Raw genomic sequence first — 25,227 nt, forward strand, 5'->3', positions numbered from 1 at the left:
GGGCTACCAGCTCACTTCTTCGGGGCGGGCTTGTTGACCTTGACGGTCTCCTGCCCGACCTTCTCGGCGGCCATCGCGTCGGCGTTCGACTCCAGCGGCTTGCCCTCAGAGGTGGTGAACTCCTTCTTGAATTCGTTCACCGCCGCGATGAGCGCGTCGCGGGTGTCGTCCTCGAACTTGCCGGTGTCGCGGATCGCGCCGAGCACCTCGGCGTGCTTGCGCCGCGCCGAGTCGAGGAACTCGAGGTTGAAGCGGCGCACGTCCTCGGTCGGGACCGAGTCGAAGTAGCCGTTCGTGCCCAGGTACACCGTGGCGACCTGCTCCTCGACCGGAACCGGCGAGTACTGCGGCTGCTTGAGCACCTCGTACAGCCGGGCACCGCGCTCCAGCTGCGCCTTCGACGCGTCGTCCAGGTCCGAGGCGAAGGCGGCGAACGCCTCCAGCTCGCGGTACTGGGACAGGTCGATACGGAGCGAGCCCGCGACGTTCTTCATCGCCTTGACCTGCGCGGCACCACCCACGCGGGACACCGAGATACCCACGTCGATGGCCGGGCGCTGACCGGCGTTGAAGAGGTCCGACTGGAAGAAGCACTGGCCGTCGGTGATCGAGATGACGTTCGTCGGGATGTAGGCCGACACGTCGTTGGCCTTGGTCTCGATGATCGGCAGACCGGTCAGCGAGCCCGCGCCCAGCTCGTCCGAGAGCTTGGCGCACCGCTCGAGGAGACGGGAGTGCAAGTAGAAGACGTCGCCGGGGAACGCCTCGCGGCCCGGCGGGCGGCGCAGCAGCAGCGAGATCGCGCGGTAGGCGTCGGCCTGCTTGGTCAGGTCGTCGAACACGATCAGGACGTGCTTGCCCTCGTACATCCAGTGCTGGCCGATGGCCGAGCCGGTGTAGGGGGCGATCCACTTGAAGCCCGCCGAGTCCGACGCCGGGGCCGCGACGATGGTGGTGTACTCCATCGCGCCCGCGTCCTCGAGCGCCGACTTCACCGAGGCGATCGTGGAGCCCTTCTGGCCGACCGCGACGTAGATGCAGCGAACCTGCTTCTTCGGGTCGCCGGTCTCCCAGTTGGCCTTCTGGTTGATGATCGTGTCCACCGCGACCGCGGTCTTGCCGGTCTTGCGGTCGCCGATGATCAGCTGGCGCTGGCCGCGCCCGATCGGGGTCATCGCGTCGATCGCGGTGATGCCGGTCTGCAGCGGCTCGGCCACCGGCTGGCGCTCGACCACCGAGGCGGCCTTGACCTCCAGCGGACGCCGGGTCGTGGTCTCGATCTCGCCGAGGCCGTCGATGGCCTGGCCGAGCGGGTTGACGACCCGGCCGAGGTAGCCGTCGCCGACCGGCACCGAGAGGACCTGGCCGGTCCGCTTGACCTGCTGGCCTTCTTCGATGCTCTCGAAGTCGCCGAGGATCGCCGCGCCGATGGAGCGCGCGTCCAGGTTCAGCGCCACGCCAAGCACGCCGCCCGGGAACTCGAGCAGCTCGTTGGCCATGGCCGAGGGCAGCCCTTCGACGTGGGCGATGCCGTCACCGGCGTCGGCGACGACGCCGACCTCTTCCCGCTCCACGGAAGGGGCGTAACTCGAGACGTAGTTCTCGATCGCGTGGGCGATCTCGTCCGAGGAGATCGTCAGCTCCGCCATTTCGTTCCCGCTCTCGCTTCTCTTCTGTCCAGTGTGCAAAGTCTGTTGTGCCGCTCAGGCCCGGCTCAGCGTGCGGCGCACGGCCGCCAGCTGCCCGGAGGTGCTGCCGTCGATGACCTCGTCCCCGACGCGGACGACGAGGCCGCCGCCGAGTGCCGGGTCGATCTCGACGTGCAGCGCGATCGGCCGCCCGTAGATGCCGTCGAGCTTGGTCCCGAGAAGGGCCCGCTGCTCGTCGGTGAGCGCGTTCGCTGAGGTCACGTACGCGACCGAGCGCTCGCGCCGCTCGGCGGCCAGCGCGACCAGCTTGTCGAGCCCGTTGCCGATGCCGCGCCCCTTGGCGCGTTGCACGGCCTGCTCGACGAGGGTCTCGACGACCGCGTCGACCTTGCCCGCGAACAGCCCGCGGACCAGGGTCCGCTTCGCTTCCGCGGGAGCGGTCAGGTCGGACAGCGCCGCCTCGAGTTCCGGGGCGCCCGCGACGATCCGCGCGACCTGGAACAGCTGAGACTCGACGGTTTCGACGGTCCCGGCCTTTTCGGCGGCGGTGAGCAGCGCCGAACGGCCGATCGACTCGAGCCCGTCCACCAGCTCGCGGGGACTGGACCAGCGGCTGCCCGCCACGGTGTCGAGCACCTTCAGGGCCTGCTCGCTCAGCTTTCCGTCGAACAGGCGGCGGACCAGGCCCTGGCGGCTCTCCGGAGCGACCGAAGAATCGCCGACCGCACGGCGCAGGCCGATTTCGCGGTCAAGGAGGTCGACGACCGAGAGCAGCTCATCTCCGACCTTCGCGGGATCAGCACCCGCTCCGGCCAGCACCTCGCCGAGCGACCGCTCGGCGAGGTCGAGCGCTTCACGGCTCGCAGCATGCAGCGTCATGACGGTCTACTTCCCCGCTCCGTTGGTGGCCCCTGCCGTGTCCAGCTCCGCCAGGAACCGGTCGACGGTGCCGCGACGGCGCGCCTCGTCCTCGAGCGACTCGCCGACGATGCGGCCGGCCAGCTCGACCGCGTTGCGGCCCATTTCGGCCCGCAGCTCGGCGACGATCTGCGCCTTCTGCGCCTGCAGCTGGGCGTGGCCCTGCGCCACGATCCGCTGGGATTCGGCCTCGGCCTGCTCCCGCAGTTCCGCCTTGATCTGCTCGGCTTCGAGCCGGGCGTCGTCGCGGATCTTCGCGGCCTCGGAACGAGCGTCCGCCAGCTGCGCCTTGTACTCCGACAGCGCCTTCTCGGCCTCTGCCTGAGCCTTCTCGGCCTTCTCGATCCCGCCTTCGATCTTCTGTGCCCGCTCCTCGTACGCCTTCTCGAAGCGAGGGACGACGTACTTCTTGAGCAGGAAGAGCAGGATCAGGAAGGCGACGATGCCGAGGATCAGTTCCGAGGGGTCCGGAACGATCGGGTTGTGTGCTTCTGCGAGCACAGCTTCGGTCTTCAGCACAACGTCTCCTTACGCGAGAGCGGACGACTCAGGCGGAGGCGATGAAGTAGATGACGATACCGATCAGGGCCAGCACCTCGGTGAGCACGAAGGTGGCGTAACCGATGCCCTGCAGCTTGCTCTGGGCCTCCGGCTGACGCGCGGTGCCGTTGATCACCGCGGCGAAGATCAGGCCCACACCAATGCCCGGGCCGATCGCGCCCAGGCCGTAGCCGATCGCGGCGAGGCCCTTGTTGAGGTTGATGGTCTCGGCGGCGGCCTGGGCCAGAACGATGTTGCTCACGTGCGTTTCCCTTCACTTCGGTCCGCGCACTCACGCGGATCGGGGTCTTTAGGTGTTCTCAGTGCTCCGACGCCAGCGCGGCGCCGATGTACCCCGCGGACAGCAGGGCGAAGATGTACGCCTGGAGGCACTGGATGAAGGCCTCCAGGAACGTCAGGCCGATGGCGAAGATCCACGCCACCAGCGACACCGGCTTCAGCGCGATGCTCGAGGTCTCGGTGAGCAGGAAGGTGCCGCCGAGAGTGAAGACCGCCAGGATCAGGTGTCCCGCGAACATGGCGGCGAAAACACGGATGGCGAGCGTGAGCGGGTTCAGGAAGAACTTCTCCGCGAACTCGATCAGCGCGTACAGCGGCAGCACCGGGCCGGGGACGCCGGCCGGGGCGAGTTCCTTCTTGAAGTACCCGCCGAGACCGTGCTTCTTGATCCCGACGTAGTGGTAGACCGGGTAGACCACGAGCACCGACAGCGCGACCGGGAATCCGAACCGCGCCATGGTGGGGAACTGCAGGAACGGGATGACCCCGTAGAGGTTGTTCAGCAGGATGAAGGTGAACAACGCGAAGATGACCGGCACGAACCGCTTGAAGTCTTTCGAGCCGATCTGCTCGCGGGCGATGTTGTTGCGCGCGAAGTCGTAGATACCCTCGGCCACGAACTGGCCTTTGGTCGGAACGACCTTCAGCTTGCGCGTCGCCAGCAGGAAGTACCCCGCGATGATGATCACCGAGAGCACCACCAGAAGCATCGGCTTCGTGACGAAGCCGAACAACGGCGGCAGCTCAAAGCTTTCGGCGCCAGGGGGTGTGAAGGTCGCACCCTCGGTCAGTACCAGCGCGGCCACTGGGCTCCTCCCGGTTCTCCCGGCCGGCGTTCACTCCGCCGGGGGAATCGTCACGATCTGGACTTAACGTACCCGATACGCATCGGGACGCCGGAGGCGGCGGGTATCCACCGTGCGCGGAGCCAGTCAGCCGGTCTGCGCACGAGGGAGGTCTCGCGTGAACACTGCCCTGCGGTCTACTTCGGACCAGCGGGTTGAGAGGCGGAACCATCCGGTCGCCACACTGCTGATCGCGGTTCGTCGTCGGGAGTGCGCGGCCGAGGCCGCCACCCATGACGCGGACCATACCAGCAGGTCAATCACTGCCGTACAGGCGTACTCCTAACCAGCCGAACGGTCCAGGACCTAGGTCCCGAATCCGGCTGGGACCCTTGTCCCGAACCCGTCAATTCGCGGCGGGAATGATGGTCGGGATACGCGCTTTGCGGAATGCCGCGAACTCGACCGCGGCGGCCACGAGAATGGCGACGATCATCGTGATCCCGAGGGAAAGCGGGTGCAGCACGGTGACGCCCTTGAGCAGAGTGAGCGCGAGGAACAGCAGAATGACCTTCGCCGCGTAACCGCCGAGCGCGATGAGCATCACCAGTGACGGGTCCTGCCCGGCGGAGACCTTCATCATGCCCAGCGTGGACAGCGACGCGACCATCGCCAGCACGCCGCCGACCAGTGCGCCGAGGAAGCCGTGCAGTCCGTTGAGGACGGTGAAAAGCGCGATGCAGACCACGATGAACGGCGGGGTGAACAGCAGCGAGGCCTTCGTCATCGAGCGCGCCAGCTGGCGCACCGGAGCGGCGTGCGGGTTCTCCGGAGCTGTGGCCTGAGCCGGTGCCTGGGACGTCTCGGGCGTCGTGTCCGGCGTCTCGGTGTCGCTCACTGCATTCGCTCCTCGTTCGGTTCGACCCGCCAGTATAGACCGCCGGGGAAGTCACACGCCGTGGCGGTGCCGGGAACGCAGCCTCGGCACCAGTGAAACCAAGACCGCGACCACCAGTGCGGCGGCAATGGCCCAGAACACGACCGGACTGTCGAAAATCGTGATGGAGACCGCGCCGAAAGACAGAATTCCGGCCCACAAATAGATCAGCAGCACTGCCCGCCGTTGCGAATGGCCGATTTCCAGCAGCCGGTGGTGCAGATGCATTTTGTCGGCGGCGAACGGGCTCTGCCCGCGCCGCGTGCGCCGGACGACGGCCATCACGAGGTCCAGCACCGGCACGAAAAGCACCGCCACCACGACGACCAGCGGGGACAGCAGCGCCAGCGCGTCCGAGGCGGAGAACCGGGTGTAGTTGACCCGGCCGCTCGCCGAGGTGGTGGCCCCGGCGAGCATCAGCCCGATCATCATCGATCCGGAGTCGCCCATGAAAATTTTTGCCGGCTGGAAGTTGTACGGCAGGAAACCGAGACAGGCCCCGGCGAGCGCGGCCGCGATGAGCGCTGGCGGGTACGCGCCGAAGTCGCCGCCCGCGTTGTCGAGCAGGCCGATCGAGAACGCGCAGGTGGCGGTCGCGGCGATGAAGCCGAGCCCGCCGGCCAGCCCGTCGAGGCCGTCGACGAAGTTCATCGCGTTGACCATCACCACGACCATGACCACGGTCAGCAGCGCGCCCTGGTTCTTGTCCAGCACCAGCACCGAGCCGATGGAATCGGCGTTGCCGCCCCACGGCACCCAGAACGACACCCACTGCACGCCGAAGATGACGAGGATCCCGGCGCACATGACCTGTCCGGCGAGCTTCGTCCACGCGTCGAGTTCGAACCGGTCGTCCAGGATGCCGATGAGCGAGATGACGCCCGCCGCGAGCAGCACGCCGACCGCGTCGTAGGAGACGTCGAAGCCGTGGCTGAGCGCGGGCAATTGGTGCGCGAGCCCCATCGCCGCGGCGATCCCGAGGTAGATGCCAACGCCGCCCATCCGCGGGATCGGCTTCACGTGCACGTCGCGCGCGCGCGGGTTGGCGATCGCGCCGATCCGGATGGCCACGCGCCGCACGACGCCGGTCAGCAGATAGGTCACCGCGGTCGCGGTCAGCGCTACGAGCAGGTACTCCCGGATCGGGAGAAGTCCTTGGACTACAGGCATGTGTCACGCCCGCCGGGAGGTCGGAGTCACGGCGTCACGCTACCGCGCCCGCGTGCGGCCCCGGTGAACGGCAGTCACTTCCCCGGCTCAGTCCAAGGTCTCCTCGGCGACGCCGATCACCTCGGCGATGGCGGCCTTCGTGACCGCGCCCTCGCGCAGCACCACCGGCTTGTCGCCGGTCAGGTCCACGATGGACGACGCCACCGGCTCGCCGCTCGAACCGCCGTCGAGATACACCGACACCGAATCGCCGAGCTGCTCCTGGGCTTCCTCGGCCGTCGCGGCGGGCGGACGCCCGGATACGTTCGCGCTCGACACCGCCATCGGGCCGACGTCGCGCAGCAGCTCCAGCGCGACCGGATGCAACGGCATCCGCAGCATCACCGTGCCGCGCGAGTTGCCGAGATTCCATTGCAGACTCGGCGCGTGCGGCAGCACGATCGACAGATCGCCGGGCCAGAACGCCTCGATGAGCGCCCGCGCCTGCGGCGGCACGCCGAGCACCAGACCGTCCACAGTGGACCAGGAACCGACGAGAACGCCGACCGGCATGTCCGGGCCGCGGTTCTTCGCCCGCAGCAGCGCCTGGACGGCGCCGGAGTCGAACGCGTCGGCACCGATGCCGTACACCGTGTCCGTCGGCAGGACGACCAGCCGGCTCGACCGCACCGCGGCAGCCGCCGCGGACAGGCCTTCGGCTCGGGATTCGCGCTTGCCGCAGTCGTAGACCGCACTCATGACCGGCAGCCTATCCCCCGCCGCGCCGGTCCCTGGAGCGCCCCGACGCAGGGTGGGCCCGGTGCGGGCCGCAGAAGTCCGTGAAGGGAACCCCGAGGGAATCAGAGTCCCCCAGGGTTCCCCTCACGGACATCTGGAGCGGGGTCCGGCGAGCGAGAGGTCAGGCGCCGTAGGTGGCCTGCTTGACCGCGAAGACGTTCCGGTTCCCCTTGCCCTCCTGCAGCGACCACAGCAGGTCCGCGCCCGCCGGGTCCTCCCAGTACGAGATGCTCTCGCCGTAGCTCACCCAGGAGTGGGTGGCCGGGCCCGCGTTCGGGGCCCAGTAGTAGAGCTGCTTCTGGGTGGAGGAGTTGAACCACCAGCGGCCGTTGTGCGAGGCGACGCCGTTGAGGTTGTACCAGGGCAGTTTCAGCGCCTGGCTCGCCGTCGTGGAGGCGGCGAACGTCGTCGCGCCCGAGGCGAACGGGAAGCGCACCGCGCGCGGGGCCCGGTTCGGGTACTGCGTGCAGTCGGCCTTGCAGGTGTACTCGGTCATCACCATCGACTTGCTGACCCGGTCCAGCGAGATGCTCGACCAGGACAGGTTCGTGCCGGACGTGGTGTGCGCGGCGATCGTGCCCACCTGCGGCAGGACGTAGCGGTAGTTGTGCGCGTAGTACTGGCCGCCGGACTCGCCGATCTGGTCCGCCGTGCCGCCCGAGTTGACCTCGAGGATCTTGCGCATGTCGAAGACCCGCATGCCGCCGCCGGTGTCGGCGACGTACAGGTAGTCGCCGTACCAGGAAACGCCGCCGGCGTGGATCGGGATGTCCTTGTAGTTCGGCGCGGCGGTGGTGCCGGTCGGTTCGACGAGCAGGATCTTGCGGTACTTGTTCGGGTACGTCGCGTCCCAGTCGGCGAGCGTGATGCGGCTGCGGACCTGTTTGCCGCCGCAGGCGTCGCGGGTGTACCAGCTGACCGCGACGAGCTGGTGCCCGTCGTAGTTGCCGCCGTTGGCCCCGCCGACCGCGTCGCGGCTGGTGGTGATGCCCTGCGGGTAGTTGGTGCAGTCGTCGTTGTCGCCGTCGTCGAACCGGAAACCGCCGGTCAGCCCGGCTGGTTTGAAGGTCGACGGCAGCGGTTTGCGGTCGTGGTTCGCGTTGTCCATCACGGTGTGCACCGCCCGGACGGGCAGCTTGGCCGCGAGACCGGAATAGGCCGCGTCGTACTTGTGGTAATCCGAGGTCAGGGTGTATTCGCCGGCGGGAAGGGTGGTCGGCCCTGCCGCGGCGGAGGCGCCGGTCGCGCTCGCGGTGAGCACACTGGCGGCGATGAGCACAGCGCCGCATCCGGCGCCGATTCGATGACGTAAGGACATGACTCCCCCAGAGTCTGGTCGATAGGCCGCCCCAACGTAGGGGGTCGTCCGGCGGGTCGGCAAGTGGTTGTCGCCCAGTCGAAAACGGTGCCATCCACCGGGAAGGCGGATGGCACCGTCAGCTGGTTCAGAATCCGATCGCGGTACAGGCGGTGGTCGTGGTCTTCGTCGGGTCGGCGATCGACGTCGCGGTCAGCTTCACCCGTGCGGTGTGCGGGGCGTTCGCCGAGCGTTTCGCGTACGCCTGGATTCGGGTCGAGTCGCCGAACTTGGCGGTGGCCAATGCGTTCGGGAGGCGGACCTCCCAGCCGCGGGTGTCGGTAGACGCGCTCAGCCGGTAGGTGTCCTGGTCGTACGGGGCGGCCGCGCCGCGCGCCGAACCCTGGTTCGAGAGGCGGAAGTCGCAGGTAGCCAGCCCGCCGCGAGTGAACGCGGGCAATGCGGGCCACAGCCACGCGCCCCGGGTTTGCGGTCCGGCACCGTCGAGGGACGCGACGGTGACCGTGTACGACAGGACGCCGCGGCTGTCCCGGTCGAGGTCAGCGACGAGGAAGCGCAACCGGTTGGCCTCGTCGGTGTACTCGTAACCACCGGCCGCCCCGGTGCCCGCCTTGAACGTGGCGTCGTTGAGCTGCCGGTAATCACCGACGGTGATCTTGACCGGCGTGCCGTCCGGGCGGACGTAGTCGGTCAGCCCGATGTCCTGCGGGTTCGCGTCCACGATCCATTCGAACGGTGCCGCGTCCCGTTTTTTGGTCTTGGCCAGCAGGACGCCGGAGTCCGGCGCGAACGAGTCCGAGCCCATCCGGTCGACGACCTCGACGCTGTAGTGGTCGTATCCGCCGCCGTCGCACTTCGGGTCCTTCTTCGGATCGCACTTGGGCGAATGGTCGCCGCCGGTGAGCGCGATCATGACGCCCGCGTACGCACCCTGTTCCGGCACTGCCTCGCGTGCGGTCACCCGAGCGGTGACGGGACCGGTCTTGGCGAGCTGGTTCCGGTCCAACTGCAGGACGGCGTTCGGATCGACGATGCCGAGCTTGATCTTGTTGCGCAGCATGTGGTGCGCGCCCATCGAACCGCCCTCGGTGGCCGGGATCTGCCAGCGCGTGTGCGGACCGCCCGGACCGTTGAAACTGCCGCGCGACAACATTTCCCACGGCCCGGTGTACGCGCGCCGGGGCGGGTTGCCGAACGGGTTGTTGTAGTTGTCGCCGATGCCGAGAATGTGGCTGAACTCGTGCGCGAACACGCCCTGGCCGGAGCTTTCCGCCTGGGTCGAGGATCCCTCGACCGCATTGGGCCAGATGCTCGACGCCGACGCCCACGACGTCCACGGCACGTACCGCGTGTGCGCCCAGTTCGGGTCCCCCGGTTTGCTGCCCGGCGGGCCGAACTCGGCGGGCACGTTCTCCTTCGCGCCGAACTTCATCTCGCCGAACTCCTGCCAGGTCGAGCTTTCGTCCTGGCCCGCGGAGAGGAAGAAGATGAAGTCGAACTGGTCGGCGATCGGACCGACGTCGGCGCGCCACGCGTCGCCCGCGTCCTTGCGCAGGTCCCGGGTGCAGTCGGCGGACGGCGGGCAGTCCTGCGGTTGCATTTCCATGCCGTACTCGAAGGATTTGCCGGGCATCCGGTAGGGGCCGAACGCGGTGAGGTCGACGCCGAACCGGCCGCCGGAGTCCTCCATCCAGTACTCGTTGATGGTGTGGCCGTGGTTGAGGGTTTCGGGTTTGTTGAGGAAATCCTGGTAGTACTGCGCGACTTTCCCGCGCGGCAGATCGCTCGCCGACGGCGACGGGTTGCCGAAGACGGTCGAATGCGGCGGCTTCGTGACGACGAAATCCGCGTCCGGGTAGTCGGCGAGCACGACGGCGCCCTTGAACTTGCGCACGGTCGGTTTCAGGGACGGGTCGGCCCAGTTGGTGCCGGGCACCTGGCGGTAGTCCTGCCAGGTCATGCTCGCCTGGTCGGCCCAGCGCGCGGAGTCGAGCGGCGCGGGCCATCCCCGGGTGAGCGGATCGGCCGCGGCGGTCCCGGCGAGCAACGCGGGCGCCAGTGCCGCGATCGCCACGACTACGGCGGCGCGGTTTCGGGTGCGGTGGTTCCGGGCGTGATGGTTCCGGGTGCGGTGATTCCGGCGGGGTAAGGGGGATCTCATCCTCGCTCCTCACAGTCCGCCGGTACGCCCGGCGGTCCCGACGCCCGACGCTAACGGTGATCGTTAGGCGAGCGAACGAGATCCACCCCGCTGCCGCACGACGAAAGTCGGGCAGGAGGAGGGCAAAGGTGCGAATGGCCCAGTGGCGGGCGGGCAGTGCCGGGGGTGGTCCGTGAGGGCCACCTTCACGGACGGCCGCAGGACGTGAGGGCCACCTTCACGGACTCTGATTCCCTCGGGGTTCCCCTCACGGACATCAGCGGGCTGCGAGGGGCCCCTTCACAGACTTGGATTCCCATGCCCGGGACTTAAGCCGGGTGGCCGCAGCCCGCTGACCATCCATAAAGGACACCTGCGTGGGTGAAATGACCGATTGGTGTCTGCCTGTCCGTTCCTTTGACGCACCAATGTGGCGTTGGGTGCGTCACATGCACCCAACGCCACATTGGGGCGCTGGTCCTCCCCGCCGCCGAGCCGACGAGCCGACGCCAGTCCTGCCAGCCCTGCGACCTGGTCAAACGCGCCTCAACTGCGCCCACCGCGCCGCCTTGAGTCCCCGGCATTGGACGCCAACGGGCTGTGAAGGGCACCTTCACAGACGGCGGCGGGACGTGAGGGCCACCTTCACGGACGCTGATTCCCCCAGGGTTCCCCTCACAGACGCCAGCCGGGCCGTGAGGGGCACCTTCACGGACAGCCTCGGAGCGGAGGAGCCTCAGCCCAGGCGGCGAGCGGTGACGAACCGGGCACGGCCGGTGTAGTCCGGATGGTCCTCGACGCCGGTCAGCACCCGGCGCGCCCGTACCAGGGCCGGGACCGCCGACCCGTGGGTGTCGTCGTGTTCGATCGCCAGACCGCCGCCGGGGCGCAGCAAGCGCGCGCCGGCCGCGATGGCGTGCCGGATCACCGCCAGGCCGCTTTCCTCGGCGAACACCGCGCGTGCCGGGTCGTGCTCGCCGACCTCCGGCGGGACCGGCGTGCCCTCCGGCACGTACGGCGGGTTACAGAGCACCAAGTCCACAAGACCGTCCAGCTCGGCGAACATCGTCGGGTCCGCGATGTCGCCGGAGTAGAGCCGGATCGGCGTGTTGCCCGCCGCGCTGTGCACGTCGGCGTTGTGCCGGGCCCAGGCAAGCGCCTGGGCGTCGACGTCGACCGCGTAGACCACCGCGTCCGGGCGTTCGTGCGCCAGCGCCAGCGCCAGTGCGCCGGAGCCGGTGCACAGGTCGACCACCACCGGGTATTCGCGGCCCTGCAGGAACTTGACGCCCCATTCGAGCAGCAGCTCGGTCTCCGGACGGGGGACGAACACGCCCGCGCCGACGTTGACCGTGATGTTGCCGAGCGCGGCCCAGCCGGTCAGGTACTGGAGCGGGATCCGTTTGGCGCGCTGCGCGACCAGCTGGCCGATCGCGTCGATCACCGGCGGGTCGACCAGCGGCACCATCGGCAGCCTGCCCCGTTCGACGCCGAGCACGTGCGCGGCGATGAGATCCGCGTCCGACCGCGGCGATTCCACGCCCGCCTCGGTGAGGATCCGGGTGGCCTCCATGATGGCCAGGCGCAGCGGCTGCCGATTCACTGGTCGTCCTTCACTCGTCGAAACTCCCCCCGTCGGGGGTGCTGCCCAGCGTATCGACCCCCGGCCGCGCGGGCCTCACGCCTTGCCGAGATACCCGGACAGGACTTCGCGCCGTTGAGCGAGATCCCCCATCCGCCGGTCCACTTCGGCCAGTTCCCCGCGCAGCCTGCGCACCAGGTCCGGGCACAGGTCGAGGTGCGCGGCGGGTCCGATCGCGCAGTCGAGCATTTCGGCGATCATCTCCGTGGTCAGGCCCGCGGCCAGCAGTTTCCGGATCTGCCGCACCCGCACGACGGCCTCTTCCCCGTACACGCGGTAGCCGCTCGTGTTGCGGGACGAGTCCAGCAGCCCCTGTTCGCCGTAGTACCGCAACAGCCGCGAGGCCACGCCGGTGCGCTGCGAGAGTTCGCCGATCAGCATCCGATTTTCCCCTGAATCTGGCCTTCACACTGGTGTCAATCCTTAACGTCGCGGACATGACAGAACATTTCGTTCGCGGCCAAGGCCCCGGCCTGCTGCTCGCCCACGGCGCGGGCGGCGGCGTGACCGCCAACTTCGGCCCGCTCCTGGACGACCTCTCCCGCACGCACACCGTGGTCGGGGCCGATTACCCGGCCGCGGGCGGCTCTCTCGACGAACTCGCCGACGGCCTGGTCAAGACCGCTGTCGACGCGGGCGTCGAGAAGTTCACCGTGCTCGGCTACTCGCTCGGCACCGCCGTCGCGGTCCGCGTCGCGACCCGGCACCCCGACCGCGTGACCGGGCTCATCCTGACCGCCGGTTTCGCCCGGCCGGACGCGCGCATGGAGCTGGCCCTCAACGTGTGGGCGCACCTGCTGGAGGGCGACCGAACCCTGCTCGCCAAGTTCCTGATGTTGACCGCCGTCAGCGAGCCCTTCCTCGCCTCGCTCTCGCCCGACCAGCTCGCCGGGGCGGTAGCCGGGCTGGCCTCGTCGGTGCCCGAAGGCACGGCGAAGCAGGTCGAGCTGGTCCGGAACGTCGACACCCGGGCCGAGCTGGCGTCGATCGCGGTCCCGGCCCTGGTGATCGCCACGACCCTGGACGCCCTCGTGCCGCCCAGGCATTCGCGGGAGCTGGCCGACGGCATTCCCGGCGCGGAGCTGGTCGAGATCGCGTCCGGGCACGGCATCACCGACGAAGCGCCCGATGCCTGGCTGACCGCGATCCGGAAGGGGCTGCGATGAGCCGCCAGGTCGTCCTGCCGAACGAATCCCCCGACCTGACCCCGCAGCGCCTCGCCTCTCTTGCCCGGCTGGCCGAGGAGCTGGGTTACGAGTCGGTCTGGCTGCCGGACCACGTGCTGCCGCCGGAACCGTTCGGCGAGGTCTTCGGCGGGGTGTACGAACCGCTGGCCACGCTCGCTTACCTGGCCGCGGCGACCGAACGCGTCCAGCTGGGCACGTCCGTGGTGATCGCGCCGCTGCGCGAGCCGTACCTGCTGGCCAAGCAGGCCGCGACGATCGACCGGCTGTCCGGGCACCGGCTGATCCTCGGCGTCGGCGCGGGATGGAACGAGCCGGAGTTCGCCGAGATCGGCGCGGATTTCCCGCGCCGCGGAGCGGTCTTGGACGACACGCTTTCGCTGCTGGAGCAGCTGTTCACCACCGGACGCGGCCGAGCGGGCGGGTACTTCGAGCCACGGCCGGCTGGGCGGATTCCGATCCTCGTCGGAGGGAACTCGACGGTCGCGCTGCGCCGGGCGGTCCGAGCTGGTGATCAGTGGGTCAGCGCGGGTCTTTCGCCGGACACGTTCGCCGAGCGGGTGGCGACGCTGGACCAGCTCGACCCCGAACGGCGGGTGCGGCGGATCGCCCGGCAGCAGTTCGACGAGGGGAAGGCGGTCGAGACTTACCGCGCGTATCGGGAGGCGGGGGCGGACGCGGTGGCGGTGCACTTCGGCGGGGACGAGGGGTATGAGGAGCGGATGGCGGCGTTCGCGGCGGGGAGCGAGTAAGGCGCGGCTGGGACGGTGGTTGGGTCTCGTGAGTGTTTATCCCGGTTAGAACCGGCATTGCCACTCACGAGACCCAGCCACCGCCGATGCCCGCCCGCGTCCCCCTTCTCGTCCGCCCCCTAGACTCCGCCCGGTGAGATCCAGGGACCTGCGCTTCGGCCTCGGGGTATTCGTCGCCTCGCTCGGGCTGTTGCTGCTGCGGTTCCTCGTGCCGCGCCCGGTCGGGATGGCCGACAACGGCGACGGCTGGCGGTTGCTGTGCCAGCTCGGCGGGCGGCAGCCAGACCGGCCGCTGGAAGGCTTCGTCCGGTTCAGTTACGGGTCCGCGCCGCCGTGTGATTCCGCGTACGTCTCCAGCCAGAACTGGCTCGACTGGGCCGCGAGCAAGATCGGCGCGCTGTTCGGCGCGTCCGGCGTGCTGAACCTGCTGGTGCTCGGCGTGCTCACCTGCGTGCTGGTCGCGGGGGCGATCACCGTCACTGTGCTCGGCCTCGATCTGAACCGGCGAAACCGGCTGATCGCCACGGTGTTGCTGCTGCTGGTCATGGGTGACTCGGCGTTCTTCGGCTACTTCGCGTCGGTGCTCAGCGAAGGCGCGGCGTTCCTCGGCATCCTGCTGATCTGCGGCGGCCTGTTCCTGTTGCACCGCACCGGAAAGCTGCGCTGGGCCGGTGCCGCGGTGACTGTCCTTGGTGGACTCGTCGGGATCAACGCCAAATCGCAGACTCTGTTGCTCATCCCGCTTTTCGCGCTCGCGCTGCTGCTGACCCGGCCGTCCGGCGCGCGCGGACGGCATCGCTGGGTGCTGCCGCTGGCGGTACTCGCGATCACCGGTGCGGGCACCTTGGCGATCCAGTCCCAGGGCGACCCGGCCAACGCGGAGTACCGCGAGGCCAACATGTACCACGCGGTCTTCGACTCCATTGTGGACGGAAAGCACGACACGAAGGCCGATCTCGCCGCGCTCGGGCTGCCGGAGTCGTTCGAGCAGTACGTCGGCACCGGCTGGTGGGGCGAGCGCGCGGCCTGGCACGACCCGCTTTACCCGCAGTACAAAGACAAAATCAGCCGCCGCAACGTGCTGAACTACTACGCGACGCATCCCGCGCGGACCGCGGAAATCCTCCAGCAGGGCGGCGTCGACGCGCTCACCGCCCGGCCGGACAACCTCGGCAGCTTCGGCGAACAGTCCGGACAGCCGCGGCTCGCGAAGGAGTACCGGGTGCCGGTGTTCTCCGGCCTCGCCGCGCTGGTCGCGCCGCTCGGATTGTTCGTGCTGGTACCGATTTGGGTGCTCGTCGGCTGGGCCGGCGTGCGCGCGTTCCGCCGGAACCGGCGCGAGTACGGGATTGTCGCGTTCCTGCTGGTGTTCTTCGCGGCCGGACAGTTAGGACTGTCCGCGTTGGGCGAAGGCATCGAAGGCGTGAAACACCAGCTGCTCACGCTGTTCCCGACCGTACTGGCCGTGGTGTTCGCGGTCCTCAGCCTGCTCCCCCGCGCGGAAACCGCGCCGGAACACACTGAGGACCCGAGCGCCGAGGAAATCCCCGCCGCCGTCTAAGAATCAGCCCGCCTGCGAGGCGAGCCGCTCCTCCCGGTCGGCCGTGGCCAGCGCGTCCAGCACGCCGTCCAGTTCGCCGTCGAGAACCTGGTCCAGGTTGTACGCCTTGTAGTTCACCCGGTGGTCCGAAATCCGGTTCTCCGGGAAGTTGTACGTCCGCACGCGCTCCGACCGGTCGACCGTCCGGACCTGCGAACGGCGGGCGTCCGACGCCTTCGCGGCCGCCTCTTCCTCTGCGATCGCCTGCAGCCGGGCCTGCAGCACCTGCAGGGCCCGCGCGCGGTTCTGGATCTGCGACTTCTCGTTCTGGCACGACACGACGATCCCGGTCGGCAGGTGCGTGATCCGCACGGCCGAGTCGGTGGTGTTGACGCTCTGCCCGCCGGGGCCGGACGACCGGAACACGTCGATGCGCAGGTCGTTCGGGTCGATTTCGACCTCGACCTCCTCCGGCTCCGGGTAGATCAGCACGCCGGACGCGGAGGTGTGGATGCGGCCCTGCGATTCGGTGGCGGGCACGCGCTGCACGCGGTGCACGCCGCCCTCGAACTTCAGCCGCGCCCACACGCCTTCGACGTCGGCGGTCTTGCTCTTGAGCGACAGCGTGACGTCCTTGTAGCCGCCGAGATCCGACTCGGTCGAGTCGAGCACCTCGGCCTTCCAGTTGTGCCGCTCGGCGTAGCGCAGGTACATCCGCAGCAGGTCGCCGGCGAACAGCGCGGATTCCTCGCCGCCCTCGCCGGACTTGATCTCCATGACGACGTCGGAACCGTCGTACGGGTCGCGCGGCAGCAGCAGTTCGGTCAGTTTCGCTTCCAGCTGCGGGATTTTCGCCGTCAGCTCGTCGGCTTCGGCGGCGAACGCGGCGTCCTCCGCGGCCAGTTCCTTGGCCGCGGAAAGGTCGTCGCGCACCTGGTCCAGCTCGCGCACCGCGCGCACGACCGGGCTCAGCTCGGCGTAGCGGCGGCCCAGTTTGCGAGCGCGGGCCTGGTCGGCGTGCACCGCCGGGTCGGCGAGCTGCTGTTCCAGCTGGGCGTGCTCGTCGAGCAGCCCCTTGAGCGAACTCGAATCCACTTCGCCGTCTCCCTTTCCCGAACGGGCCCGGACAGAACAACGGCGCCCACCCGGGCGTGCGGGTGGGCGCCGTTGGACAAGCTACTTGGCGTCGGTCTTCTGCTGACGCTTGCCGTAGCGCTTCTCGAACCGGGCAACCCGGCCACCGGTGTCCATGATCTTCTGCTTGCCGGTGTAGAAGGGGTGGCAGTTCGAGCAGATCTCGACGTGGATCTGACCCGACTCCTTCGTGCTGCGAGTGACGAAGCTGTTCCCGCAGTTGCACGTGACGGTCGTGGTCACGTATTCGGGGTGAATACCGCTCTTCATGGTGTCCTCTCTCGTTGGCCCCGGGTCCCCAGTGCGGGGTGAACCGGTGCCGGACTTCAGCGGGTCATTCTGCCAGACGCGCTGGCAAGGGCTTCAACACACCCCGGTGACCAGGTATTCCAGCGCCGGACGCCACGGTGGGTAGTGAAGGACATTCGCATTGTACGGATTTTGTACCCGCTGGCGGGAAGCTGGCCGAGTTCGTGAATCGCTCACACACTGGAGGTCCGGACATGCGCACGACCGACCTGCTCACCCGGCTCGCGAAGCCGGCCGCGGTGCTCGCACTGGCCGCTTCCGCCGCGGTCTTCGCGCCTGCCGCGAACGCTTCCGGCGGGATCACCGCGGCGGACGTGAACCCCGCCGCCGGGACGTTCTCGGAGCTGCCCGAAGCGAACCTGGCCGGGGCCGCCGACGGCACTCCGGCCGGTGCCATCGCCTGGTACAAGGCGCACGCCGGAAGCACCGGGTGGGAGCACTACTGCGAGAAGGCCGCGGAGAACTCCTACGGCACCACCGGGGTCTGGGCGTCGGCCAACGCGCACTGGAACGGGGCCAGCCCGAAGCACACCAGCGGGAAACCGCCCGCCGGTTCGTTCGTGTACTGGAACATCAGCGCCTACGGCCACGTCGGCATCGCGGACGGCAACGGCGGGTTCTACGCCACCGCCGTCGGCGGCAAGATCGGCCACGCCAGCTCCACGAGCTACTTCAACAACTACCGCGGCTGGACCCCCGCCGCTGTCCCCCGCCACTGAGCGGCGGAGGCCGCTCATCCCTGCCATCCCCCGGATGAGCGGCTGAACCGACGGAGCGCTCCCCGCCTCGGGAGCGCTCCGTCGGCGCGAGAAAACCCTTACTGCAACACAGCTATCACCCAGCGGTTGCCGTCCGCGGACATGCGGCCGACATCGTGCGAGCCATGCGCATTCGATCTTCCGCGCTGCTGCTCGGCACTGTGCTGGCCGCCACCGTGGTCCAGGCCAGCCCAGCGTCCGCCATCATCGGCGGCACCGAGTCTTCGCAGCCTTACTCATTCCTCGTTTCCCTCCAGTACGACGCGCCCCGGCCCGACGGGCATCGGTGCACCGGCGTGCTCATCGGCTCGCAGTGGGCGCTGACCGCCGGGCATTGCGCCAACACTCCCACCGGGGCGACCACGGCGGTGCCCCGCGGCTGGAAAGTCCGGGTCGGATCGGCGGACACGAAATCCGGCGGCGAGCTGGTCTCGGTCGACAAGTTCTACCGCCGCCACGCCACTTACAACCCGCCCGGCGAGGACCTGACGCTGCTGCATCTGGCCAGTCCGGTCCGGGCGCAGCCGGTCCGGCTGGCGACCGGCACCCCGGCCGACGGCACCAAGGTCCGGATTCTCGGCTGGGGCGCCACTTCGCTGTCGTGCGGGAACTTCGCCGATCCGGTCTGCTTTCCCCGGAAGCTGCACCAAGCGGACACCGTGGTGCAGCCGTTGCCGCAATGCTGGGACGACAACGGAATCTCGCCTCCCCTGTGCATCGGAAGCCTGCAGGACAAGGTCGGGCCGGGCGTGACCGACTCCGGCGGACCGGCGCTGGTCCGCGACGGCGCGGGATGGGCGTTAGCCGGAACGGTAGTCGGCTCGGGCATCCGCGGTGCCGATCTGCCTGCCATGTACGTCGACGTGACGCGGAACGCCGGATGGATCAACGGGATCGTGTCCGGCACCGCCGTTCCGCCGGACTCGGTCATTCCCAACGTGGAAGGCACCGCCAAGATCGGCGGGTGCATGGGATCGGTGATCCGGCCGCGCACCGCCAAGGATTCGGACCCGGCGCTGGCGTTGACCAACGGCCATTGCGTGTCGGGTAACCGGCCGGAGCCGGGCAAAGCGCTGGTGAATCAGCCGGCCGGGCTGGAAAAGGCGATTCCCATCGCCGATCGGCAGGGATATCCGAAGACCACCGCCAAGGCGACCCGGCTGGCGTACGCGACGATGACCGGCACCGACGTCGCGTTGTACCGGCTGGACCGGACGTACGCGCAGCTGGCGGCCGCGGGCGCCAAGGTGTTCCAGCTGTCGTCTTCCCCGATGCGAGCCGGGGACCGGATGCAGATGGCCTACGAAAGCAGCCGGCCGAAATGCGAGGCGGCGGCCGTGGTGCCGCATCTGAGGGAAGGCGGCTGGCAGCAGGACCAGTCGGTGCGATACGCCGACAGCGACAAATGCGTCAGCCTGCCCGGGTACTCCGGGACGGCGTTGCTGTCGCCGGACGGGAACACCGTGGTGGGGATCAACAACACCCACAACCGCGACGGCGAGTCGTGCACCGAGGGCAACCCGTGCGAGGTGGCGGCGGACGGAACGGTCACCGCGGTCAAGGGCCGCAGCTACGGACAGCAGGTGTCGGCGATCGACGGCTGCCTCGCCCCGGGAAACCGGATCGACCTTGACCGGCCGGGATGCCGGTTGACCGGGAGCCGCGCCTGATCGTGAAACGAAAGCGGCCCGCCCCGGAAACCCGGGGCGGGCCGCTTCACGAAGAGGCGAGACTCAGTCGTCGTCTCCGCCGCCGAGGGCGGTCTTCGAGACCTGCATCAGGAATTCGATGTTGGTCTTCGTCTTGCGCAGCCGCGAGATCAGCAGGTCGATGGCCTGCTGGGAGTCCAGCGCGTGCAGCACGCGGTGCAGCTTGTGCGTGACGGCCAGCTCGTCCGGCGAGAGCAGCAGCTCCTCCTTGCGGGTGCCGGACGGGTTGACGTCGACCGCCGGGAACACGCGGCGCTCGGAGATCTTGCGGTCCAGCTTGAGCTCCGCGTTGCCGGTGCCCTTGAACTCCTCGAAGATCACCGTGTCCATCGTGGACCCGGTCTCCACCATCGCGGTCGCGAAGATGGTGAGCGAGCCGCCGTTCTCGATGTTGCGCGCGGCGCCGAGGAAACGCTTCGGCGGGTACAGCGCGGTCGAGTCGACACCACCGGACAGGATCCGGCCGGACGCGGGCGCGGCCAGGTTGTAGGCCCGGCCGAGACGGGTGATCGAGTCGAGCAGCACGACCACGTCGTGGCCCATTTCGACGAGGCGCTTGGCCCGTTCGATGGACAGCTCGGCGACCGAGGTGTGGTCGGACGGCGGGCGGTCGAAGGTGGAGGCGATGACCTCGCCCTTCACCGACCGCTGCATGTCGGTGACCTCTTCCGGACGCTCGTCGACCAGCACGACCATGAGGTGGGCCTCGGGGTTGTTGGTCGTGATCGCGTTCGCGATGTCCTGCATGATCGTGGTCTTGCCTGCCTTCGGCGGGGACACGATCAGCGCGCGCTGGCCCTTGCCGACCGGCATGATCAGGTCGATCACGCGGGTGGTGAGCTTGTGCGGCTCGGTCTCGAGGCGCAGCCGCTCGTTCGGGTACAGCGGGGTCAGCTTGGTGAAGTCGGGACGGCGCTTGGCCTCGTCCGGCTCCAGCCCGTTGATCGAGTCGACGCGCACCAGCGGGTTGAACTTCTGCCGCTGCTGCTCGCCCTCGCGCGGCTGGCGCACGACACCGGTGATCGCGTCGCCGCGGCGCAGGCCGAACTTGCGGACCAGCGACAGCGACACGTACACGTCGTTCGGCCCGGCCAGGTAGCCCGAGGTGCGCACGAACGCGTAGTTGTCGAGCACGTCCAGGATGCCGGCGACCGGAAGCAGGACGTCGTCCTCGCGGATCTCGGTGTCCGGCGCGCCGCCCTCGCGCTGGCCGCCCCCGCTGCCCCGGCGGCGGCGGTCGCGGAAGCGGCGCCCGCGGCGGCCGCCTTCCTCGTCGTCGTCCTGCGGGCCGTTGTTCCGGTTGTCGTTCCGGTTGTCGCGGTTGTCCTGCTGGTTGTTCCGCTGCCGGTTGTCCTGCCCGCCGCGGTTGTCGCGGTTGCCGTCCCGGTTGTCGCGGTTATCGCGGTTGCCGTCCCGGTTGTCCCGGTTGTTGTCGCGGTTGCCGCCCTGGCGGTCGCCGCGCTGGTCGCGCTGGCCGTCGCCCCGGTTCGCGCCGCCGCGGCGGCGGCGGTTGCGGCCGCCCTCCTCGGACTGGCCGTCGGACTGGCCCTCGGAGCGGTCGTGCCGCTCCGGGCGCTCCTGCGCGGCGGGCTTCTCGGCGGGAGCCTGCGCGGTCTCCGCCTTCGGAGCCTCGGCCTTGGGAGCCTCCGCCTGCGCCTGCTCGGTCTTCGGCTCCGCCTTGGGGGCCTCGGACTTGGGCGCGTCGGACTTGGCCCGGCGGGCGGGCTTCTCGGCCTTCTCCGCCTTGACCGGCTCGCCGACGCCGTCGAGCGGCAGCGTCTCGGCCGTCGCGGCGGCGCGCTTCTTGCTCTTGCCCTGGCGCTCGCGGATCGCGGCGATCAGGTCCCCCTTGCGCATGCCGGTGGTCTCGCCAACGCCCAGTTCGCCCGCCAGCTGGCGGAGTTCGGCGATGACCATTCCGGACAGGCCCCCGGTGCGGCGCTTCGGAGCTGCCGCGGCCCCATTGGTCTCAGCGGCCGCGGCGGGGGTCTCCACGTCGCCGCTCAACAGATCGGTGTTGCTCACACATGTCCTTCCTGACCGATCCACGTTCCAGGTGGATCAGCGGACTGCCGCCGGTAGCGAGACGGCTTCTGCCTCCGATGCGGACGGCTCGCGCCCAGCCGTGCGAGACACAGCGAAGCGCCGCCAGCACAGGGTGTTTGCCCCCTCCGGACGGAGAAAGCGGAATTCGGCACCGCCGGAACCGGAAACCCGCCTGCGTCCCTCCGCCTCCCGCGTGCCAGGCGGTGCGGAATCGGCGGATCGACGAAGGATGCGGACCGGAGCCGCCGCTAGGGGCGAACAGGCCCGGCATCGGGTGCGGAAACGCACGGTGATCGAACGCCCCCGAGGGTAGACCGCGCCCTGTCCGGGTGCAACAACCACCCCCCGCGTGGCGCACGCTGCCGCCCAGCCTGTGACCAGGTCGTCACCTGGCCACAACCTGCACGCCATCGCGGTCCACCGGCAATTCGGCGACGTCGAACCCGGTGACGTCCACGCCCGCCGGGAGTATTCCGTTCAGCGTGAGAGCGAGCACAGTCGGCCCGGCTCCGGAAATCGTGGCGGGCACGCCTTGGGCACGCAGCGTGCGCACGAGCGCGGTGCTCGCCGGGTACGCCTCGGCGCGGTAATCCTGGTGCAACCGGTCCTCGGTGGCGGCCATCAGCAGCTCAGGCCGCTCGGTGACGGCCAGCACGGCGAGCGCCGCCCGTCCCGCGCTGTGCGCCGCGTCGGCGTGCGGGACCTGCGCCGGGAGCAGGCCGCGCGTCATGTTGGTGGACGACTTCTCCGCCGGCACCGCGACCACCGGCCGGATCGCCGGGTTCGGCTCCACGCGCTCGGCGCGGAACCGGCCGTCCTCGGCCCAGGCCACCGCGAGCCCGCCGAACAGGCTCGCCGCCGCGTTGTCGGCGTGGCCCTCGAACTCGGCCGCGAGCTGGAGCGCGTCGTCGTCGAGCGGACGCTCGGCCAGCGCGTAGCCCAGCGCCACGCCGGTCACCACCGCGGCGGCCGACGAACCGAGGCCGCGCGCGTGCGGAATGCTGTTATGGCAACGAAGATGCAGGCCCGGCACCGGTACGTCCAGGTGCTCGCAGGCCCGCCGGATCGCACGGACCACCAGGTGGGAATCGTCGGTCGGGACGTCCTCGACGCCGCCCGCCCCAGCGTCGAGCACCTCGATCTTCAGTCCGCCCTCGGTGACCTGCAGTTCGACCACGTCGTAGCGGGCCAGCGCGAGGCCGAGCGCGTCGAATCCCGGGCCGAGGTTCGCCGTCGACGCCGGGACCGTCGCGCGGAACCCGGGCAGCGCGGTCATCGCAGGTCCAGCGCCGCCGCCACGGCCGTCGGGTCGACCGCGAGCGGTTCCACCTCGACGTTGCCTTCCAGCGCCGTCGCCGGGTCCTTCAGGCCGTGCCCGGTGACCGTGCAGACCACCTTCGCGCCCTTCGGCAGCCGTCCGTCGGCCGCGGTGGCCAGCAGGCCGGCCACGCTCGTCGCGGACGCGGGCTCCACGAACACGCCCTCGCGGCGGGCCAGCAGCCGGTACGCCTCAAGGATCTTCTCGTCGGTGATCGCCTCGAACAGGCCGTCCGACTCGTCGCGCGCGGACACCGCGCCCGCCCAGGACGCCGGGCTGCCGATGCGGATCGCGGTCGCGATGGTGTCCGGGTCGGAAACCGGCTCGCCGTGCACCAGCGGCGCGGCACCGGCGGCCTGGAAACCGAACATCCGCGGGGTGTTCTTGACCACACCGTCGGCCGCGTACTCCGAATAGCCCTTCCAGTACGCGGTGATGTTGCCCGCGTTGCCGACCGGGAGACAGTGCACGTCCGGGGCCGCGCCGAGCACGTCGCAGATCTCGAACGCGGCGGTCTTCTGGCCCGCGATGCGCACCGGGTTGACCGAGTTGACCAGCGTGACCGGATAGTCCGCGGCGGTCTTGCGGGCGAGTTCGAGGCAGTCGTCGAAGTTGCCGTCGACCTGCAGGATGCGCGCGCCGTGCAGCACCGCCTGGGCGAGCTTGCCCATCGCGATCTTGCCCTGCGGCACCAGCACCGCGCAGGTGAGCCCGGCCCGCGCGGCGTACGCGGCGGCCGAGGCCGAGGTGTTGCCGGTGGACGCGCAGATCACCGCTTTGAGGCCGCTGGCCAGCGCGTGCGTGATCGCCACGGTCATCCCGCGGTCCTTGAACGAGCCGGTCGGGTTCGCGCCCTCGACCTTCAGGTACACCTCGGCGCCGGTCAGCTCGGACAGGTGCGCGGCGGGCAGCAGCGGGGTGTTGCCCTCGCCGAGCGTCACCACGCGCGCCCCGTCGGGGACCGGAACCCGGTCGCGGTACGCCTCGATAATTCCCGGCCACGCACTCATGCGTCTTCGCCTTCCACCCGCATCACGCTGACAACCTCGTGCACCACATCGAGTTTCGCGATTTCGTCCACAGTGGACTGCAAAGCCGCGTCGGGCGCAAGATGAGTCACCACGACGAGGCTCGCGGTGTCGTTCGCGTCGCGCTGGCGCACCGCGGCGATGCTCACGCCGTGCCCGGCGAACGCTTGCGCCACCTGGGCGAGCACCCCGGCGCGGTCCGCGACGTCGAGGCTCACGTGGTAGCGCGTCGGCGTCTGGCCCATCGGCCGCACCGGCAGCGCGGCGTGCGCGGATTCGCGCGGGCCGCGGCCGCCGAGCACCTGGTTGCGCGCGACCGCGACGAGATCGCCGAGCACCGCGCTGGCGGTCGGCGCGCCGCCTGCCCCCTGGCCGTAGAACATCAGCTCGCCCGCGGCGTCCGCTTCGACGTAGACCGCGTTGAACGCGCCGCCGACGCCGGCCAGCTGGTGGCTGCGCGGAATCATCACCGGATGCACGCGGGCGGACACCGATTCCGCACCGTCGTCGGCCGTCACCCGTTCGCAGATCGCCAGCAGCTTCACCGTGCGGCCGAGCGTGCGCGCGGCGGCCAGATCGGACGCCGTGACGTCCGCGATGCCTTCGCGATGCACGTCTTTCGCGGTGACGCGGGTGTGGAACGCCAGCGAGGCAAGGATCGCGGCCTTCGACGCGGCGTCGTAGCCGTCGACGTCCGCCGTCGGGTCGGCCTCCGCGTAACCGAGGCGGCTGGCCTCGTCGAGCGTTTCGGCGTAGCCCGCGCCGGTGGCGTCCATCGCGGAGAGGATGTAGTTGGTGGTGCCGTTGACGATCCCCATCACGCGGGTGATCCGGTCGCCCGCCAGCGATTCGCGCAGCGGGCGCAGCAGCGGGATGGCCCCGGCGACGGCCGCCTCGAAGTACAGGTCGACGCCTGCCGCGTCGGCCGCCTCGAACAGTTCGGCCGAATGCTCGGCTAGCAGCGCCTTGTTGGCGGTGACCACGGATTTGCCCGCGTTCAGCGCGGTGAGCAGCCAGCTGCGCACCGGGTCGATCCCGCCGACCAGCTCGACCACCACGTCGACGTCTTCGCGGGCCACGAGCGCCGCGGCGTCGTCGGTGAGCAGTTCGGCGGGCAGCTCCGGGTGCTTGTCCGGCCGCCGCACCGCGATGCCGGCCAGTTCCACCGGCGCGCCCGCACGGGCGGCCAGCTCGCCTGCCTGTTCGGTGAGCAGCCGGGCGACCTCGCTGCCGACCGTGCCGCAGCCGAGCATGGCGACCCGGATGGGCGCAC

23 protein-coding genes are annotated in these 25,227 nt (G+C 69.7%); 5 read left to right on the top strand and 18 right to left on the bottom strand.

Annotation, left to right across the window (positions count from 1 at the left end):
• Nucleotides 1-11 precede the first annotated feature (11 nt).
• From atpA to ACFSVL_RS25720, 12 genes are all read right to left on the bottom strand, one after another.
• On the bottom strand, nucleotides 12-1,649 hold the full coding sequence (gene atpA / locus ACFSVL_RS25665; RefSeq protein ID WP_378308099.1) for a F0F1 ATP synthase subunit alpha: 1,638 nt from the start codon (nucleotides 1,647-1,649) through the stop codon (nucleotides 12-14).
• A 54-nt stretch (nucleotides 1,650-1,703) separates the two neighbouring features.
• Nucleotides 1,704-2,528 carry a F0F1 ATP synthase subunit delta gene (locus ACFSVL_RS25670; protein WP_378308100.1) on the bottom strand — a complete coding sequence of 275 codons (825 nt, stop codon included), beginning with the start codon at nucleotides 2,526-2,528 and terminating at the stop codon, nucleotides 1,704-1,706.
• 6 nt (nucleotides 2,529-2,534) lie between these two features.
• Nucleotides 2,535-3,086, bottom strand: a complete 552-nt coding sequence (locus tag ACFSVL_RS25675) for a F0F1 ATP synthase subunit B (RefSeq protein ID WP_378308101.1) — start codon at nucleotides 3,084-3,086, stop codon at nucleotides 2,535-2,537.
• Nucleotides 3,087-3,114: 28 nt separating this feature from the next.
• Nucleotides 3,115-3,369: a hypothetical protein gene (locus ACFSVL_RS25680; protein WP_009082593.1), complete on the bottom strand. Its 255-nt coding sequence runs from the start codon at nucleotides 3,367-3,369 to the stop codon at nucleotides 3,115-3,117.
• A 58-nt stretch (nucleotides 3,370-3,427) separates the two neighbouring features.
• Entirely contained in the window at nucleotides 3,428-4,213 is a 786-nt protein-coding gene (atpB, locus tag ACFSVL_RS25685; protein ID WP_378308102.1) for a F0F1 ATP synthase subunit A, read from the bottom strand.
• Between the two features lie 385 nt (nucleotides 4,214-4,598).
• Nucleotides 4,599-5,090: a hypothetical protein gene (locus tag ACFSVL_RS25690; protein WP_378308103.1), complete on the bottom strand. Its 492-nt coding sequence runs from the start codon at nucleotides 5,088-5,090 to the stop codon at nucleotides 4,599-4,601.
• A gap of 51 nt (nucleotides 5,091-5,141) precedes the next feature.
• Nucleotides 5,142-6,299, bottom strand: a complete 1,158-nt coding sequence (locus tag ACFSVL_RS25695) for a glycosyltransferase family 4 protein (protein WP_378308104.1) — start codon at nucleotides 6,297-6,299, stop codon at nucleotides 5,142-5,144.
• Between the two features lie 87 nt (nucleotides 6,300-6,386).
• A complete protein-coding gene (locus ACFSVL_RS25700; protein WP_378308105.1) occupies nucleotides 6,387-7,037 on the bottom strand; it encodes an L-threonylcarbamoyladenylate synthase in 651 nt (216 codons plus the stop codon).
• A 160-nt stretch (nucleotides 7,038-7,197) separates the two neighbouring features.
• Nucleotides 7,198-8,394 (bottom strand): hypothetical protein, encoded by a 1,197-nt coding sequence (locus ACFSVL_RS25705; protein ID WP_378308106.1) that lies wholly within the window; start codon nucleotides 8,392-8,394, stop codon nucleotides 7,198-7,200.
• Between the two features lie 127 nt (nucleotides 8,395-8,521).
• Nucleotides 8,522-10,555 carry a M6 family metalloprotease domain-containing protein gene (locus ACFSVL_RS25710; protein ID WP_378308107.1) on the bottom strand — a complete coding sequence of 678 codons (2,034 nt, stop codon included), beginning with the start codon at nucleotides 10,553-10,555 and terminating at the stop codon, nucleotides 8,522-8,524.
• A 715-nt stretch (nucleotides 10,556-11,270) separates the two neighbouring features.
• Entirely contained in the window at nucleotides 11,271-12,137 is an 867-nt protein-coding gene (gene prmC, locus ACFSVL_RS25715) for a peptide chain release factor N(5)-glutamine methyltransferase (protein WP_378308108.1), read from the bottom strand.
• A gap of 75 nt (nucleotides 12,138-12,212) precedes the next feature.
• Complete coding sequence (locus ACFSVL_RS25720) at nucleotides 12,213-12,557, bottom strand: MerR family transcriptional regulator (protein WP_378308109.1); 345 nt, start codon at nucleotides 12,555-12,557, stop codon at nucleotides 12,213-12,215.
• Nucleotides 12,558-12,613: 56 nt separating this feature from the next.
• Between ACFSVL_RS25720 and ACFSVL_RS25725 the strand changes: the two genes are divergently transcribed.
• The 3 genes from ACFSVL_RS25725 to wsfD all read left to right on the top strand — a co-directional run bounded on the left by ACFSVL_RS25725 (nucleotide 12,614) and on the right by wsfD (nucleotide 15,673).
• Nucleotides 12,614-13,342, top strand: a complete 729-nt coding sequence (locus ACFSVL_RS25725) for an alpha/beta fold hydrolase (protein ID WP_378308110.1) — start codon at nucleotides 12,614-12,616, stop codon at nucleotides 13,340-13,342.
• Nucleotides 13,339-14,112, top strand: coding sequence for a TIGR03619 family F420-dependent LLM class oxidoreductase (locus ACFSVL_RS25730; RefSeq protein ID WP_378308111.1), 774 nt, complete (start codon nucleotides 13,339-13,341; stop codon nucleotides 14,110-14,112). Before ACFSVL_RS25725 ends, ACFSVL_RS25730 begins: the two co-directional genes overlap by 4 nt.
• A gap of 133 nt (nucleotides 14,113-14,245) precedes the next feature.
• On the top strand, nucleotides 14,246-15,673 hold the full coding sequence (wsfD, locus tag ACFSVL_RS25735) for a glycan biosynthesis hexose transferase WsfD (RefSeq protein WP_378308112.1): 1,428 nt from the start codon (nucleotides 14,246-14,248) through the stop codon (nucleotides 15,671-15,673).
• Nucleotides 15,674-15,676: 3 nt separating this feature from the next.
• Here the strand turns inward: wsfD and prfA are convergent, their stop codons facing one another.
• Both prfA and rpmE read right to left on the bottom strand, forming a co-directional pair.
• A complete protein-coding gene (gene prfA / locus ACFSVL_RS25740; RefSeq protein ID WP_378308113.1) occupies nucleotides 15,677-16,747 on the bottom strand; it encodes a peptide chain release factor 1 in 1,071 nt (356 codons plus the stop codon).
• A gap of 81 nt (nucleotides 16,748-16,828) precedes the next feature.
• Nucleotides 16,829-17,056, bottom strand: coding sequence for a 50S ribosomal protein L31 (rpmE, locus tag ACFSVL_RS25745; RefSeq protein WP_009082617.1), 228 nt, complete (start codon nucleotides 17,054-17,056; stop codon nucleotides 16,829-16,831).
• Nucleotides 17,057-17,289: 233 nt separating this feature from the next.
• Between rpmE and ACFSVL_RS25750 the strand changes: the two genes are divergently transcribed.
• Both ACFSVL_RS25750 and ACFSVL_RS25755 read left to right on the top strand, forming a co-directional pair.
• The gene (locus ACFSVL_RS25750) at nucleotides 17,290-17,814 is read left to right on the top strand and encodes a CHAP domain-containing protein (RefSeq protein WP_378308114.1); all 525 of its coding nucleotides are present in this window, start codon (nucleotides 17,290-17,292) and stop codon (nucleotides 17,812-17,814) included.
• 164 nt (nucleotides 17,815-17,978) lie between these two features.
• On the top strand, nucleotides 17,979-19,523 hold the full coding sequence (locus ACFSVL_RS25755) for a S1 family peptidase (RefSeq protein WP_378308115.1): 1,545 nt from the start codon (nucleotides 17,979-17,981) through the stop codon (nucleotides 19,521-19,523).
• Nucleotides 19,524-19,586: 63 nt separating this feature from the next.
• Here the strand turns inward: ACFSVL_RS25755 and rho are convergent, their stop codons facing one another.
• The 4 genes from rho to ACFSVL_RS25775 form a co-directional block, all read right to left on the bottom strand.
• A complete protein-coding gene (gene rho, locus ACFSVL_RS25760) occupies nucleotides 19,587-21,587 on the bottom strand; it encodes a transcription termination factor Rho (protein WP_378308116.1) in 2,001 nt (666 codons plus the stop codon).
• 406 nt (nucleotides 21,588-21,993) lie between these two features.
• Nucleotides 21,994-22,884, bottom strand: a complete 891-nt coding sequence (gene thrB / locus ACFSVL_RS25765) for a homoserine kinase (RefSeq protein ID WP_378308117.1) — start codon at nucleotides 22,882-22,884, stop codon at nucleotides 21,994-21,996.
• Nucleotides 22,881-23,936: a threonine synthase gene (thrC, locus tag ACFSVL_RS25770; RefSeq protein ID WP_378308118.1), complete on the bottom strand. Its 1,056-nt coding sequence runs from the start codon at nucleotides 23,934-23,936 to the stop codon at nucleotides 22,881-22,883. Before thrC ends, thrB begins: the two co-directional genes overlap by 4 nt.
• Nucleotides 23,933-25,207, bottom strand: a complete 1,275-nt coding sequence (locus ACFSVL_RS25775; RefSeq protein WP_378308391.1) for a homoserine dehydrogenase — start codon at nucleotides 25,205-25,207, stop codon at nucleotides 23,933-23,935. Before ACFSVL_RS25775 ends, thrC begins: the two co-directional genes overlap by 4 nt.
• Nucleotides 25,208-25,227 lie beyond the last annotated feature (20 nt).

It is taken from the genome of Amycolatopsis silviterrae, from assembly GCF_042684085.1.
In the GTDB taxonomy this organism is placed as follows: Bacteria; Actinomycetota; Actinomycetes; order Mycobacteriales; family Pseudonocardiaceae; genus Amycolatopsis; species Amycolatopsis silviterrae.